19 protein-coding genes are annotated in these 16,225 nt (G+C 27.5%); 16 read left to right on the plus strand and 3 right to left on the minus strand.

Annotation, left to right across the window (positions count from 1 at the left end; all coding sequences use genetic code 11):
- Positions 1–215: 215 nt before the first annotated feature.
- The 3 genes from KDK92_RS24150 to KDK92_RS24160 all read left to right on the plus strand — a co-directional run bounded on the left by KDK92_RS24150 (position 216) and on the right by KDK92_RS24160 (position 4,230).
- On the plus strand, positions 216–2,783 hold the full coding sequence (locus tag KDK92_RS24150) for a YceG family protein (protein WP_250861992.1): 2,568 nt from the start codon (positions 216–218) through the stop codon (positions 2,781–2,783).
- A 167-nt stretch (positions 2,784–2,950) separates the two neighbouring features.
- The gene (locus KDK92_RS24155; protein ID WP_250861993.1) at positions 2,951–3,532 is read left to right on the plus strand and encodes a TerD family protein; all 582 of its coding nucleotides are present in this window, start codon (positions 2,951–2,953) and stop codon (positions 3,530–3,532) included.
- An 89-nt stretch (positions 3,533–3,621) separates the two neighbouring features.
- A complete protein-coding gene (locus KDK92_RS24160) occupies positions 3,622–4,230 on the plus strand; it encodes a TerD family protein (protein WP_250861994.1) in 609 nt (202 codons plus the stop codon).
- A gap of 152 nt (positions 4,231–4,382) precedes the next feature.
- On the opposite strand, the gene KDK92_RS24730 is transcribed toward KDK92_RS24160, so the two are convergent.
- From KDK92_RS24730 to KDK92_RS24170, 3 genes are all read right to left on the minus strand, one after another.
- Entirely contained in the window at positions 4,383–4,517 is a 135-nt protein-coding gene (locus KDK92_RS24730; protein WP_276576117.1) for a hypothetical protein, read from the minus strand.
- A 278-nt stretch (positions 4,518–4,795) separates the two neighbouring features.
- Positions 4,796–5,113: a hypothetical protein gene (locus KDK92_RS24165; protein WP_250861995.1), complete on the minus strand. Its 318-nt coding sequence runs from the start codon at positions 5,111–5,113 to the stop codon at positions 4,796–4,798.
- 231 nt (positions 5,114–5,344) lie between these two features.
- Positions 5,345–5,617: a hypothetical protein gene (locus tag KDK92_RS24170; protein ID WP_250861996.1), complete on the minus strand. Its 273-nt coding sequence runs from the start codon at positions 5,615–5,617 to the stop codon at positions 5,345–5,347.
- 267 nt (positions 5,618–5,884) lie between these two features.
- Between KDK92_RS24170 and KDK92_RS24175 the strand changes: the two genes are divergently transcribed.
- The 13 genes from KDK92_RS24175 (at position 5,885) to KDK92_RS24235 (ending at position 16,151) form a co-directional block, all read left to right on the plus strand.
- Entirely contained in the window at positions 5,885–6,229 is a 345-nt protein-coding gene (locus KDK92_RS24175) for a four-helix bundle copper-binding protein (RefSeq protein WP_250861997.1), read from the plus strand.
- Between the two features lie 347 nt (positions 6,230–6,576).
- The gene (locus KDK92_RS24180) at positions 6,577–7,944 is read left to right on the plus strand and encodes a 4Fe-4S binding protein (protein ID WP_250861998.1); all 1,368 of its coding nucleotides are present in this window, start codon (positions 6,577–6,579) and stop codon (positions 7,942–7,944) included.
- 135 nt (positions 7,945–8,079) lie between these two features.
- Positions 8,080–9,111, plus strand: coding sequence for a C40 family peptidase (locus KDK92_RS24875; protein ID WP_250861999.1), 1,032 nt, complete (start codon positions 8,080–8,082; stop codon positions 9,109–9,111).
- A gap of 139 nt (positions 9,112–9,250) precedes the next feature.
- The gene (locus tag KDK92_RS24190) at positions 9,251–9,445 is read left to right on the plus strand and encodes an SHOCT domain-containing protein (RefSeq protein ID WP_250862000.1); all 195 of its coding nucleotides are present in this window, start codon (positions 9,251–9,253) and stop codon (positions 9,443–9,445) included.
- An 83-nt stretch (positions 9,446–9,528) separates the two neighbouring features.
- Positions 9,529–10,227: a response regulator transcription factor gene (locus tag KDK92_RS24195; RefSeq protein WP_250862001.1), complete on the plus strand. Its 699-nt coding sequence runs from the start codon at positions 9,529–9,531 to the stop codon at positions 10,225–10,227.
- Positions 10,228–11,598, plus strand: coding sequence for a HAMP domain-containing sensor histidine kinase (locus KDK92_RS24200; RefSeq protein WP_250862002.1), 1,371 nt, complete (start codon positions 10,228–10,230; stop codon positions 11,596–11,598).
- Positions 11,599–11,785: 187 nt separating this feature from the next.
- On the plus strand, positions 11,786–12,034 hold the full coding sequence (locus tag KDK92_RS24205) for a hypothetical protein (RefSeq protein ID WP_250862003.1): 249 nt from the start codon (positions 11,786–11,788) through the stop codon (positions 12,032–12,034).
- 60 nt (positions 12,035–12,094) lie between these two features.
- Positions 12,095–12,607, plus strand: coding sequence for a hypothetical protein (locus tag KDK92_RS24210; RefSeq protein ID WP_250862004.1), 513 nt, complete (start codon positions 12,095–12,097; stop codon positions 12,605–12,607).
- Positions 12,608–12,722: 115 nt separating this feature from the next.
- Entirely contained in the window at positions 12,723–13,046 is a 324-nt protein-coding gene (locus KDK92_RS24215) for a four-helix bundle copper-binding protein (RefSeq protein ID WP_250862005.1), read from the plus strand.
- A gap of 121 nt (positions 13,047–13,167) precedes the next feature.
- Positions 13,168–13,491, plus strand: coding sequence for a four-helix bundle copper-binding protein (locus tag KDK92_RS24220; RefSeq protein WP_250862006.1), 324 nt, complete (start codon positions 13,168–13,170; stop codon positions 13,489–13,491).
- 495 nt (positions 13,492–13,986) lie between these two features.
- Complete coding sequence (locus tag KDK92_RS24225) at positions 13,987–14,376, plus strand: hypothetical protein (RefSeq protein WP_250862007.1); 390 nt, start codon at positions 13,987–13,989, stop codon at positions 14,374–14,376.
- A 12-nt stretch (positions 14,377–14,388) separates the two neighbouring features.
- Positions 14,389–15,237: a hypothetical protein gene (locus KDK92_RS24230; RefSeq protein WP_250862008.1), complete on the plus strand. Its 849-nt coding sequence runs from the start codon at positions 14,389–14,391 to the stop codon at positions 15,235–15,237.
- Between the two features lie 131 nt (positions 15,238–15,368).
- The gene (locus KDK92_RS24235) at positions 15,369–16,151 is read left to right on the plus strand and encodes a GNAT family N-acetyltransferase (RefSeq protein WP_250862009.1); all 783 of its coding nucleotides are present in this window, start codon (positions 15,369–15,371) and stop codon (positions 16,149–16,151) included.
- Positions 16,152–16,225: the final 74 nt, after the last annotated feature.

Consider the following 16,225-nt stretch of genomic DNA (forward strand, 5'->3'; position numbering starts at 1 on the left):
ATCATCTCCTTTAATCATAAGTAATGAATATAGTATACCATGTTTTTATGAATTGTATCTTTTTTAATAACAATTGCTTATTTTACTATAAATTGTTTTATTTTTATTTAATTTAAATGTATACTATTATTAGGCACACTCAAAGAAGAAATAATAAATTTTAATTTCGATTGATTACATATATAGTCAATCAACTCAACAGGGAGGTTATTATTTTGATTAATGTTAAAAAAACTATTAATTCATCTACGAAAGAATCAAATAATATACTTCATGATATATTTATACCGGTAACAAAAAGAAATGGATTTATTAGAGGTAAATGTCCTGTAATACCTAGTTATTTTTATAGATATATCGGGGTAAAGGAAGATGAAAAAGAATATTATGATGAATTATATAAATTAGATCAAAGGCTTTCTAATTTTGGAAACTTGTATTTGAAGTTTATATCAAGAATACCTTTAGATGCTAGTATAGATGTTTTGAATAAGACTCAAAGTATTTGGAACAGTTTATCTTCATTTGATGATTCACAGGTACATAATTTAATTAATTCATTTAAAAAGGTAGGAGTTTTCCCAGAATTAAATATTGAATTGTTAAACTCATCTTTAGAAGAGAGCCTTTCTTATGTAATTAAGCTATATTTAAAAAACTCTAGTACCATTAATAAAACCAATATAAAGAATTTTTGTTGTAAATTTCTGCAATGGATCAATAAATTTCTTCCTAATCTAGTTAAAGGATTAGATTATAGGCATGTTATAGATAATGAGATAAACAATCCTAAAGTATTGTATTATGGAGATATTAAAAAGCATGAGATTTATTTTCTGATTTTTCTATCAAAGATGGGGTGCGATATTTTATATTTAAATACTTTCTCAGATGAAGGATTTATAAAAATTGATGAGAATATTTCTAAGGTATTTACATTACCAAAGATGGTAGAAATCAAGGAACTTCCATCTTTAAGTAAGCAACAAAATACTGTAGATTATTCAAGGTCAAATTTAAATACACATCAAAATACGGCAAATGAAATTAATAGAGGCGTAAATTTAGTTGGTAGTAATGGAAAAGATACAGAGGTAAAAGTTATAAAGAAAAGAGAAGTAGAGAAAATTTTAAATTCGCCTAGTGGTATTATTACTTCGTTAAAAAAGAGTAAAGATATTTTAGCGGATATAAAGAACCCTTTGAACAGCAGGATAGGATTTAAGTCAGGAACAAATCCTATAATTCCAATTTATTTTTGTAGATATATAGGAATTAAAGAAAATGAAGATCTGTATTATAATGAGTTATTTAGACTTGATAAATATTTATCTTCTATAGGGAAGTTGTATTTAAATTTTAGAAATTTAATTCCTTTGGGTGCATCATCGGATTTAAGTAAAAAGAGTCAACATATTTGGAGTAATATGACTTTCTTTGAAGCTTCTCAAAAGGAGCTTTTAATAAATGATTTAATACAAGCTGAAGTTTTTCCTAAGTTAAATAATAAAACACTAGAATTTTCAGTAATAAAGGCATTTAATGAAATATTAGGGTTATTTTTAATTAACGAAGCAAATGTTAACGGAGCTAAAATTAAAAACTTTAGTTTGAAATTGCTTATATGGCTTCATGAATATATATTTAAATTGTTTGATAAATTTGATTATGAGAGAAATACAGAAGGTGATATATACAATCCTAAAATTGTTTATTATGGAGATATTAAAAGGCATGAAGCATATTTTCTACTTTTATTATCTAAATTGGGTTGTGATGTTATATATATAAATACTAATTCAGATTCAGTATTTTCAAGTATCAATCAAGTTTTAGAATATTCGCAGGTTTTCGAATTACCTAATAAATCACAATTAAAGCAATTTCCTAAAGAAGAAATATATATAAGACAAGAAACTACAGCTTATCAAGCTTCAGAAGAAATTTCTAAAGTGCTTTATAGTGATGAAGTAGGGATGTATAAGCCTTGGCAGTTTGAAAATTATAATATTAAGCCTGTAACCTTAAAAACAACTTTTGATGAATTGAAGATCTTATGGAATGAATCTGCTAATGTTAGAACCGGTTTCAAAGTGGAAAATGGAGCTGTATATGTGCCAAATTTATTTGCCAAAATAAGTGGTGTTCATGAAAATTTAAATTTATATTGCGAGGAATTTCAAACTTTTAAATCCTCAGAAAACACAATTTTTATACCTAAGATACCTTTTACTAAAATAAATTATTCGAAAAATGATTTGCATACTTTAATAACAGTATTTAATAGAGAAGGAAAAATTGATAAAGAAAAATTGCTGTCTAATAGATTTTATAAACATTCTTATTTAAAAACTTCTGTACAAGATACAATAATTGAGAAAATTAATTGGTTATTAAAAATGGAGATGTTTGAAAAATCATCAAACAAGGAATTTATATTAAAAATAGTAATGACAATCTTGAATCTTGATAAAGAAATACTTGAATTAATTCAAACTTTTGATTACCCAAATAAGATACCTAAGTTAATAATTTTTGATAATGATGAAAACGTATTTAGTGAAGAAGATGCTATTGTATTGGCGTTTCTAAATTTAATGTGTTTTGACATTTTAATATTTACACCAACTGGATATAATAATATCGAGCGTAGAATTATTGAAAAATACTATGATATTCATAAGCTTGAAAAAATAAAATTAGATTTTGAAATTTCACTGCTTGAGAGTTCAAAAGCCAAAATCAATTCTTTATTTAAGGGATTATTTGGGAAAAAGAGGTAAAAGGAAACTTTAGGCAAAAAAAGTTGGAAATCAATATGGGAAATAGTGAGAAAGTCATTGCATAAACTTTTAAATGTGATATAATATATCCTATAATAGGATTTATAATAAAGCTTAAAAATACAAAATTTAGATATAAGAATATTTTACAAGAGGAGGAAGTAAAAATGGCAGTTAGTTTAAAAAAAGGACAAAAAGTAGATTTAACTAAGACAAATCCGGGGTTATCTAAGGTTATAGCAGGACTTGGATGGGATACTAACAGATATGATGGAGGTTTTGACTTTGATTTAGATGCAGCAGCATTTATACTTGGAGACAATGGTAAGGTAAGAAGTGATAGTGATTTTCTTTTTTATAATAATCCAAAAGACGCTTCAGGTTCAGTTACTCACCTAGGAGACAATCGTACTGGTGCGGGCGAGGGTGATGATGAACAAATTAAGATAGAACTTAACAAGGTTCCAGCAGATGTACAAAAAATCGCTTTTACTGTAACAATTCACGAAGCAGAAGAAAGAGGTCAAAATTTTGGACAAATTTCAAATGCTTTTATAAGAATATTTAATGAAGAAAATAATGAAGAGCTAATCAGATATGATTTAAGTGAAGATTTCAGCATTGAAACAGCAATAGTTGTTGCAGAGATATATCGTCATAATGGCGAATGGAAATTTACTGCTGTAGGAAGTGGATTTGAAGGTGGATTAGGCGCGTTATGTAATAATTTTGGTATAAATATTGCTTAAGAAATAATCAAAAACAAATCTAAGTAATTAGTGATAAAATTGTAAGTATGTTGATGAAAAAATAAAAATTAGAATTAGAGGAGATAAAAATGGCAATTAGTCTTCAAAAAGGACAGAGAATAAGTTTAACTAAAGAAGATAAAAATTTATCTAAAATTATGGTAGGACTTGGATGGGATCCAGTTAAAAATGCAGGAAACAAAGGAGTATTTGGAGGCTTATTTGGTGGTTCACAGAATGATGTGGATTGTGATGCTTCAGTAATTATGCTTGATGAAAGTAACAAAATAAGAGGTAAAGAGAATATAATTTATTTTGGGAATTTAAAAAGTAAATGTGCAAGTGTTAATCATATGGGAGACAATCTTACAGGAGATGGGGATGGTGATGATGAACAAATCATGATAGATCTTTCTCGTGTTCCTAGAGAGATACATAAGTTGGTGTTTGTCGTAAATATTTATGCTTGTGTTAAACGTAAACAGCACTTTGGGATGATACAAAATGCTTATATACGTATTATGAATACAGCTAATTCTAAAGAGATGGTTCGTTTCAATTTAACTGACAATTATTCTGGGAAAACAGCCTTATTTGTTGGTGAAATTTACCGTCATGGTGATGAGTGGAAATTCGCTGCCACTGGTGAAGGGGATAATTCTACTGGTTTAAAAGAAATGATAAATAGATTTAACTAAATTATAGACGATTAGGAAAGATTAATAAAAACATAAGATATAGAATAAGTGTTTTTATGAGTTACCTGAAGAATTAAGATGACTATTACCTATATGGAGATAGTCATCTTTTTGATTTAAACAATAAGTTTTCTAATTTCTAATGGAAAATATTATTCAATACCTCTTATTACACCTTTAGATTTATGTTTTTCTATTTCACTATCATTTATAATTTCTGGTTGCTTACCTTTAGGATTATCTTGCTTACTTTTAATAGGTTGCTTTGTATTTTTTTTATATGGCAAAATTATCACCCCTTCTTTAAATTTTAAAAGATTTTCAATATTAAAAACCATATAACTTTTGCATTATTAGCTTTTCCCTTTAGAGCGATTTTATACTTATTTCTAACAGAAGTTGATGCACCTTTGTTGAGTATATGAATTTACATATTTAAGATTATGTAAATTAAACCAAAGCAAACAAAAAACATTTCCCAAATAATTGAATAATAGAAAACACCACTAAAATTAATTTCTAGTAGCATTTTTTATCAAGAAATAGACTTTATTTAATTATAAATTTATTCTTTAACTTCTAAAAAAGGAACAGAGTTTTGGTATTTTTCAAATTCTTCAAATTCTTTGAATTTTTCAATCTGCACAAGTGGTTCTAATTGTACCGGTTCTTCAAAGTAATCCTCTAACTTTAATCCGTTTCCAAAAATGGGTTTAGGGACTTGCTTTCCTAATTCGTGTAAAAACCACGAAGGTCCTTTAACTGCATGTTCATGAAAAGTTTCCTTCCTTTCCTTAAGCTGATTATATGCACTATCCTCCTTTTGGTACCACTTCATTTCATTCTCATCAAAGAAATTGATAACAAGTATTTTATCTTTCATTTTCGACTCCTAAAATTGATAATTTAATTATTTTCATGTTCATTAAATGACATAAGATATTATCATTACAACTTTTACTATTGATGCATTTTGAAGCATATACTTAATGTCTAGAACTATTAATCCGTATATTATTTATATTCATAATTATTATAATATATTATTGTAACTTATTAAGTAAGGTGTTTACATATCAAGATTCCTAATAGTTTACATGGATTATGGAGTCTACTATTCTTTATTTTCTTTAAGAGGCATATATTCTTCAAATTCTTGAAACTCTAATAAGGGTGGGAGTTGTACAAACTCTTCTGTAAAACTGTCGTCAATAGGGACTTCAATAGGAGGCTTTCCGGTTTCATGATACCATTTAGTATGTTCGTATCTGTGTTCTTCACTAGATTGAAAGGGTACTACAACTTGAGTTTGATTACTTTCCTCATTTTCGTACCACTTCATTTCATTTTTGTCGAAGAAATTGATAATAAAAATCTTTTCTCTCATTTTTAACTCCTAAAAATTGATTATAATTTATTAATGTGTACGTATTAACTTCTATATGATTGCACTACTAAATTTAAAAGATGACTCACTTGCAAGTGTAACCTTATTATAAAAAATTCTAGATATATAATCATTCTTTTCATAATTATTATATTAACTATATTTAATTGAGTGATATTTTTTATACTTTAGTGACGTATAAGATTAATCCTATGAAGAATACTATTAATGTCTTAAAATCAGTTATTTAAAAGGAGAAAGAAACCTATGATGAAAACAGAAACATTAAATGCGACTTATCAAAAATGCATTGATAAATGCATAGAGTGTGCTCAAGTTTGCGAATATTGTGCTCACGCATGTTTAAACGAACCAGATCCTAAGGCAATGGCTAGATGCATCAGATTAGATAGAGATTGTGCAGAAATATGTCGTCTTGCAGCTCAATTTATGATTAGAGAGAGTGAGTATGCAATAGAAGTATGCGAATTATGTGCTAAAATATGTAAATCATGCGCAGATGAATGTGCAAAACATCCTGTAGATCATTGTAAAAGATGTGAAGATGTTTGTAATTGTTGTGCTGATGAATGTAATGAAATGGCAAGATAATTTTATAATTGAAGTAAAAGTTAATATTATATTAAAAACTCCTAAATCATTAGGAGTTTTTTTGTGTACACTTATAATTTTTTAGATATTTTTTCATAAAAAGGGGGGAAGGTTAGCATGGATAAATCTGTATGTCAATAAATATATGTAAAGACCTCAGGAGTAGACAGAAAGAACGGAAAGTAATACCATGAAATTTAATAATATTAAAAAAATATTAAAAAATATTAAAACCTCATAATTATCACTCAATCTAATGATATAATAATTGATATTTAACTAAATTCATTTGAAATAATGAGTTTTGAATAAATAAAGAGTTGCTTAAGGAAGTTTAGGGGGAAACTATGAGAAAGAAAATCGAAAGAATTAGAAATGTTGTTCAGTTATTTTCGATAATTATTTTTACCGGATTATTTGGTCTCATACTATATAATTTTCGTAAAGTGTATGAGAGTATTTTAGATGGAGTAAGTAAATTTAATGTACAGGCTCTATATATCATATTACCTTTGATAGGGATTACTTTAATATTTGGAAGATTCTTTTGTGGTTGGTTATGTGCTTTTGGAGCAATAAATGATTTTATTTATAAGATATCTAAGAAAGCATTTAAAATAAAATTTAAAGTAAATAAAAAAGTAGATTCCACTTTAAAAGCTATTAAATATATATACTTATTAGGAATTGTAGTTTTAACGTGGACATTAGGAAATAATTTTCTAAGTACTTATGATCCATGGAATGCATATGCTAAGATAAAGTATTTACCCTCAAGTTTTATAAATAAACCTAGCGCATTTTTAATTTTACTTTCTACGTTAATTGGAGCTGCCTTTGTTGAAAGGTTTTTCTGCAAATATTTATGTCCATTAGGAGCTATTCAAGGTATGATATCTAAATTGAAGATCTCAAATATTAGTAAGGATACAAGTCTTTGCGGTAAATGTACTCTTTGTACTAAAAAATGTCCTATGGGGATAAATCTTAATGGAAAAGAAAGTATAATGAGCAGTGAATGTATTAGTTGTTTAAATTGTGTGTCTAATTGTCCTAAGAAAAATGCAAAGCAGAAAATTATTGGATTGAAAACACCACCTATAATTTTTATAGTGCTGGGATTAATACTTTTCTTTATGTCCTATTTCTCTAAAGCATCAATTATTCAAAGTTTAACTGAAAATAAGAAGGTAGTTAGTGAAGAAAAGTCACAGGATGTTAGTGAAGAGAAAATATTAACACATAAGAATATATACAACTTTAATCATGGAAATAAAGTATATAATAATTTTCTTGATGATTATTCAATATTAGAAGAAATGAATAAAATAAATACAAACAATAAAAGTAATGAAAATAGTAATGATGAAGAATCCATGGAAGAATCTAATTATAGCAACAAATTTGACGAGAATATAGATAAAAAAGTACAAGAGAAAAAAGAAAATATAATTTATAATAATGGTACATTTAAAGGAAAAGAACTAGATCTAAGCGTAGAAGTTACTCTATATAGCGATAAGATAGTTAGCATTGAAATAAAATCTCATGGAGAAGACATTGATTACTTCGAAAAACCTTTTGAAAAAATTCCAAAGGATATTATTGAAAAACAAACAACAGAAGTGGACGTAGTATCTGGTGCTACAAATACAAGTGAGAGATTATTGAAGGCTATAGATAATGCTCTTGAAAAAGCAAAAATCAAAAATTAAGATATGGAGGGTGTATACAAATTTGTATACACTTTTTTATTATCCACATAATTGCTCCATAATTTGATGATAAACTCAAAGAAACAAATGAAATTATCAAAAGAATATTGTTTATATTCTAGGAAGGGGATAAATGTGAATAAGAAATTGAAGAGTTTTTTACCAGCACTAATATTATCAACAGTATTAAGTTCTAATTTCTCTGTATTAGCACACTCTAGTTCACAACAAATTAATGAAAAATCACAATATTTAAATAATCAGAAAAGCAATTTAGAAGAAGTACTAGATAAAATTGATGTGCTAAGTAAAGTAATTAGAGATTTGGATTCAAGCATTGTGGAAGAACAACTTGAAATAAATAATATTAATAATAAAAATAAAGTATTGAAAAAAAATTTAAAAGATTTAGAAAATGAAATTTTAGATTTATTGAATGAAAGAGAAAATAATAAAGAGTTATATGAAAAAATTAAAAAGAATATTAATAGATACGGATTATCTGAAGGTTCAGAAAAATCCCTTTTAGATAAGTTAAATAAAGAATATACACTAATACAATTCAAAACTCAACAATCAATAAGAAAGAAAATAGTAATAAAAGATGGATTAGAAAAAGAATATTTAGAGAAAGAAAAAAACATTAACCAGAGTAAAAACTTAGTATCAAGATTTGAAGAAGATAGAAATGACAATGAGATTCAACTTAAAGATATTCAGATTAAAAAAGAGATCATTGTCATAGATATAAAAAAAAATGAACAAGCTATTAATGATATTATGCGGAAAATAAAAAATGAATCAAATATTAAAGTAGAAGAGCTTATAACATATGCAAATAGCTTTTTAGGTACACCATATTTATGGGGTGGAACAAGACCTGAAACAGGATTTGATTGTTCAGGATTTATACAATATGTTTATAAACATTTTGGCATAAAACTAGGAAGGTCAACCTTTAATCAGATAAAGGGTGGAACTCGTATAAAAAAAGAAAATCTGAAACCTGGTGATTTAGTGTTTTTCGGAAGTTGGAGTAATCCATATCATAATGGGATTTATATTGGAGATGGCAAGTTTATTCATTCTCCAAAAACAGGTGATGTTATTAAGATATCAAAATTGAATGTGATGAATTTTTTGACTGGAGTTAGAGTAATTAAATAATAGTGTAATTACTCTTAACAAATTCATAAAAATCACAAATATTTTTGATATGGTTTTATTAAATAAATTTACGAATATCTATGAATGAAAGGAGTGTAAAAAAATAGGATTCTGTGATTTTGATTATGGAATGAGAGGCATGGGAAGTATGATGTTTTTAGGATGGATTTTAATTGCTGTAATAGTGTACTCTGTATTTGCCCATAGAAATAGGACATATGTTGAAAGAAGAAATATTTATGATGACTCCGCTCTTAGAGTCTTAAATGAAAGATATGCTTCAGGTGAAATTTCAGAAGAAGAATATCAGAAAATTAGAAAGAATATTAGCTAGGGATTTATTTCTCTAGCTTTTCTAATAAGTCTAAATAAGTTGATAATAATAAAACTAAAGAGAAGTATATACGAGGTGAAAAGATGAAAGAAAAAAAAAGAATATTAGTTGTAGATGATGAAGATAAAATCTTAGAAGTTGTTGAAGCCTATTTAAAAAAAAAGGGGTTTATGGTTACTACTGCTAAAGATGGTGAAACAGCTTTTAATTTATTTAAGAACAAAAAATTCCATTTGATTATTTTAGATTTAATGATGCCTATTCTTTCAGGTGAAGAGGTATGCAGTAAAATAAGAGCAATTTCGGATATACCGATAATAATGCTTACAGCTAAAATTGAAGAAGATGATAAAATTGAAGGATTAGCTTTAGGTGCTGATGATTATGTAACCAAACCTTTTAGTGTTAGAGAATTAGTTGGAAGAGTTAATGCTTTACTAAGGAGAACATATCGAGATGATAGTCCTATGGCTGAGTATTTGACTTTTAATGGAGGAGACTTAGAAGTAGATATAAAAAGAATGATAGTTATGAAGAAGGGTGAGAATGTTTCTTTAACATCAAAAGAGTTTAAAGTTCTTGTTGCACTATTAACAAGCCCAGGGCAAGTATTTACAAGAGAACAATTAGTAATGAAAGCTTTTGGTATGCAATATGAAGGTTTTGACAGAAATATTGACACATATATAAAAAATATTAGACGTAAAATCGAGGATAATCCAAAAGTGAATAAATATATTTCTACTGTTTACGGAGTAGGATATAAATTTGGAGGAGAATAGATGAACCTAGTTAAAAACTTGTCTTTAGGATTTTTACTTACTATTCTTATTTCAATTTCCATAACAGGTTTTATTTCAAATCATATGATTGATAAGAAATTTGATCAATATTTGATGGATGAGCATAAAACAAAAGCATTGAAGTTTAAGTCCTTAGTTACAGAATTATATAATGAAGAAGAGGGGTTTTCAGAATCGGATTTTTCTGAAATACATAGATTTGCTATGTTAGAGGACTTTTATATACAAGTATTGAATAACAATGGAGAAAAGATTATAGAAACTGATATTATGAATATCCATCACAAAAAAATGATGGAGTTTATGATGCCAGATAGTGGGAAAATGAAATTAGGAGAATATATTGAAGAAAGCTATGAACTAATTAGTAATGGGGAAAGTATAGGGAAGATTATAATTGGATATTATGGAACTGCTAATTTAACCCCTGGAGGAGTAGAATTTAAAACAACATTAAACAGATCCTTCTTTATTTCAGTTTTTATTGCTTTGATTATTGGGTTATGTATTAGTATTATCATAGCGAAAAAAATAGCAACTCCTTTAATGAAAATAATCAAGATTTCCAATGAAATGAGAAAAGGAAATTTGGAAGCAAGAGTAAATATTAAGAGCAATACTAAAGAAATAGGAGAGTTGTCTAATTCTATTAATTATCTGGCAGAGACTCTTCAAAAAGAGGATAAACTAAGAAAGCGATTAACAGCAGATATGGCACATGAAATTAGGACACCACTTACTAATGTGAAAACTCATATTGAAGCTCTTATTGATGGAATTTTTGAGCCAACTAAAGAGAGGTTTGAAAGCTTTTATGAGGAAATAGAAAGGTTAATCAAACTTGTTGAAAAATTACGAGATATTGCAAAGTTAGAAGAAGCTAATTTGCATTTAAGTAAAACAGAATACAACCTTTCTAAAGACATTGAAAAAGTGATAGACTCATTTAAACCAATGTTTAAAAAGAAGGATGCACAGATTATTTCTCTTATTGATCAAGAAGTATATGTAATTTTGGATAGAGATAAATTAAAACAGATTATGTATAATTTAATTTCAAATGCATATAAGTTCATTGAAAAAAAGGGGAAAGTGGAGGTATCTCTTAAAGAAGAGAAAGAGAATATTGTAATTGAAGTAAAAGATGATGGAATAGGAATATCAGAGCATGAAATACCATATATATTTGAAAGGTTCTATAGAAGTGATACATCAAGAAGTAAGAAAACTGGAGGAACTGGAATAGGATTAACTATTACAAAAGCACTAATTGATGCACACAAAGGGTCAATAGAGGTTACAAGCAAACGTGGGCAAGGAAGTATTTTTACTGTAAAGATTCCTAAATAAGTTTTGAAGTATTAAAGTAAATATAGATAAATGATAAAAATCAGAAGTTAAATGAATGTTTAGCTTCTGCTTTCTCTATTATAAAAAAAATTAAATTTAAATAAAATCCACATAATTGCTCCATAATATTTCAATATAATGAACTTGTACAGAAGAAGGAAAACAATATAAAGGAGTGATTAAGATCATGAGAATTTCACAAATATTATATATTCTTTTAATTGGATTTGTTGCTTACAACATGATAAAAAGAGGAGGATGCTGTGGAAGTCAACATCAGAGTCATAGACCTAGAAGTTCAAGAGGTGGATGTTGCGGTGGACATAGTTATCATGGTGAAAGACAAAATGATTGGAATCAAGAAAATCATAATTATTCAAATGATATGGAAGTAGAGAATAACAATCAAGAATGGCAGAAAAGAATCGAATATTAAGAATAAAATTTTTAAGATATATAAATTAAATATTAATTAAAACTCAGGAGGTAAGTTATTATGAAAAAAAGATTAGCGGTAATAATGATGTCAGGTATGTTAGTAGCAGGAGGATTCACAGCAAAATTAGCCTATGGGACAACAAATAATGAAAAGAATGCAGAGTATTCTAAACCTAAGGCTGAATTACTTGTTGCCCCAAAAGAAGACAATGAAGAAAAAATAGAGATTGATGATAAAGAATACAAAGAATATCTAGAGTATAAAAAGAATAAAAAAGATAATAGTTATGATGAAGTGATAAAGATCATGAAAAAGTATGATTACAAAGATATGGCTAAATTTATGAAAAATAATGACTATGAAGCTATAGATGAATTTATGAACAATATGACTGAAGAAGATTATGAAAATATGATTGAAATTATGAGAGAAAGTGGTTACGCAAGTATGGCTAATATGATGGAATCTATGGATTTAGATGAAATGCTTGAAATGCATAATTCAATGAGTGGTGCAGCTAGTTGTCATGGTGATTCAAACATGATGGGTGGTTCTAGATTTAACAACTAATAGACATGATAAAAAATAGTTTTGATAGAAATGATGAAATTATATTCATTTAAAGAACCATTTTAAATTTTATGAATATCTTATAATGTAAGTTATTTTTGAAAGGAGAAATATAATGCACGCCCCTTTATTGATAGTTATTCAAAATTGTGAATCAATGTGCGAGTATATGGTTACTTTTTTCGGTGAAGATAAAGAAGTTGAATTAAGGAAAAGACAGATTCGGTTATTGCATGACTGTGCAGATGCATGTACATTAGCTGCGAAGTATATTGCTAGACATAGTGTGTTTGCCAAATATTCTGCTGATTTTGTTTCATTTATTTGCGATATCTGTACGAAAGAATGTATGAAATTTAATGATATCGAATCAAAAAATTGTGCTGAAATGTGTATGAAATGCGCTAAAGAATGTAAAGATTATTCAATGATATTATAATAAAATAAAGTATTTGTATACAAGTTATATTAACTTAATACTATAGCTCATTTTGAAAAAGAACACATTATAACTTAAAGAATATTTTATAATGTAAATAAGTTTATTAAGGAGAAAATTAATGCATACCCCTATATTAATAGTTATTCAAAATTGTGAAGCGATGTGTGAGTATATGATAACATTCTTTGGAGAAGAGGAAGATGTTGAATTAAGAAGAAAACAAATTCGGTTATTACGTGACTGTGCTGATATTTGCACATTAACTGCAAAATTTATTTCGCGTCACAGCATCTTTGCAAAACATTTGGCTAACTTATGTTCATTTATTTGTGATTCCTGCGGAAAAGAATGTATGAAATTTAAGGATTTAGAATCACAGAATTGCGCTAAAATGTGTTTGGATTGCGCAAGGGAATGCAGAAGTTATGCAATGGTAGAATAAGTATAATTTTTATGAGTTAGTTACTAACTACATAATAAAGTGAGATACTAATTTGATGAAAGAAGAAAAAAATAATTAAAAACATATTGAAATTTGCTTTTGCAAATAAGGAAATTCAATCAGATATCTTGGAATAGGATATCTGATTTTTTATTATTAAGGAAAATGAAAAATTTTTTTAATTAATTATCACGTGTAATCGTGCTTATATCAATATGTTAAAGTTTGAGTAAAACTTTATCAGGTGTAATTTCTTAAGAATAAAATAAATATTAAAATAAATATCATTGAAGTTCAAGCAATTACAAACAACAACAAACTAAAAGAATGATAGTAACCTTTAAACTACCTATAAATCAGTGTTGTGGTCTCTCGTATTAATTTGATTAATCAAAAAAACATAAAAACTTACTAATGAATTTTTAAAAAGTGTAATGATTTTCTAAAATTCATCATATGATGTTATGTAATGTAATTGATTTAGAAGGTGAAAGAATGAAAAGAAGCTACGATGCAGATCCAGGATATTTAACAGTAAATCAAGCAGTTGATAGAATGATTCAAGTAATAGGAAAAGATAATAGTAAACTTAGAGGACGAATTTATAGAAAGTTTATAAACATGGCAGCAGAAAATAAAATTGAATATAAAAAACACGGTAGAGCATGGTGGCTTAAAGAAGAAGAGGTTGATAAGTACATTGAAGAAAAAGGAAAACAATTGAAAAATAATTATAGAACAATGGATGAAAATGAGGAGATTGGGAAAATAACAGTAGAGTATATTAAAGACATTATTGAGCTTTTAGAAAAAGTAGGCACACCTCCTGATAAAATTTTAGAATTACTTAAGGTAAAGTTGAACATGAATGATAATAAAAATTAGGGGGAACTTGTTATGGGAAAAGAGGAGTATGTACTTAGACATAATTATCGAGTTTTTACAAAGCAGAGATGTGAGGTTTTAATTAAGAATGAAGATAAATGGAAAAAAGAAGTGAGAGAAGTAGTTATACCTGTAGATGGGTTCGAAGGGAATCAAGATCCTTATGTGTTCCATGAACCATGGTTTTACGGTTATTGCCATAATGCTGAAGTAAGTAAAGATGCAGGTAATCAATCAATTTTATTATGGGGAGCATGGAATAAAAATATTGATAAATATCTAATTGATACTGTTTTTGTTGTAAATAAAAAATATAATTGGCTTGGCGAAAAGAAAGGGTTTGAACCTTCAGTTCAATTTAAGAAAGATTACCAATATAAGAATGATGACAATCTTTATAAAGACTTCTTATGTCATAGGATTAATTCAGATGAACATAAAGAAATACAATATAATGGTGCTAAATCAATTTTCACGGGGAATCACTTAGAATCCGAGGAAAATAATTGGTATCGTATGCCTACAAAGAGAAGAGACAAATTCCATAGCTGTATTCCATTAAAACTTGAAGATGGAATATACAAGCTTATTGATGTATTTGGAATAATAAAAGGTAAGGATCCAGATTTTTTAGGGAAAATGAAGAAAAGAAATCAAGGTGGGGTTAGGAATATTGGTGATATAAGAAACAACCCATATGCACCATATGTATTAGATATTATGAAACACATATATAGTGAAGCAAATGTATTAGTGACGAAGGTTATCTCTAATGGTTCACCTAATAAAGTAGATGTAGACCTTCAAAAACAATACTGGCCAGTGATCTATGGTCTAGAATTTGATGAGAATAAGGTGTAAATAAAGAATGATTATAATTGTTTTATACCTATCTTTTAACAGCTTGATACCACTATAATATGATTATGTTGTTTGTTTAACTGATGATAAACAAACAACATAATCATATAAATGTTACAAGGGGGAATTAAGTGATTGAATTAATAAAAGTAAAATCATCAAAAAAGAGAGGGGACTTAAATAAGGAGTATATTAAAACCTTAGGTGCGCCAATAGATGGTTTCTGGGAAAATGTAGTAATCGGTACATCACAGTGCTACCAAATTATTTATGATAAGAAATTGGTAGGGCATTTTTTTGTGGATAAGGATAAGACTTTAGTGCAATTCTATGTTTCAAAAGAGTATTATACAAATGCACCAGAAATTTTTATATATATTATTAAGAGCAATAAAGTAAAGGATGCAGCTGTTTCAACTAAGGAATCGGAATACCTAGCTTTGTGTCTTGATAACCAGAAAAGTGTAGAGGTAGATACGTACCTTTTTGTTGATAATCAAAAAATATCACATGAATTAAATAGTTTTAGAAACACTACTTTCAGATTAGCTAATAAAGGCGATATAAATATTATAAAAAACAAATGTGATGCTGCTTATGATGGTTATTATGAAGATTTGATTGAAAATGATAATTTATTTGTTCTATACGAGGGGAGTTCTTTACTAGGAATAGGTGAATTTAGAATAATCAAGTCTAACTTACAATATGGCGATATAGGTGTTGTTGTAGCAGAAGAATACCATAGAAGAGGTATTGGAACCTATATTATAAATCAATTAAAAGAGCATTGCTATAATAAAGGTTTGGAACCTTTGGCGTGCTGTAATGTAAGAAATATGGCATCAAAGAGTACCTTGGAAAAAGCAGGATTTATTACTAATAATAGAGTTTTACATGTGATTTTCAAATAGAAAAATATATTTTATGGTATACTTACATACTAATAATATGTTCAGAACAAATCTCGCTTAATAGCTTTAGGTGA

Origin of the sequence: Oceanirhabdus seepicola (assembly GCF_023684385.1) — a bacterium.
GTDB lineage: Bacteria > Bacillota > Clostridia > Clostridiales > Clostridiaceae > Oceanirhabdus > Oceanirhabdus seepicola.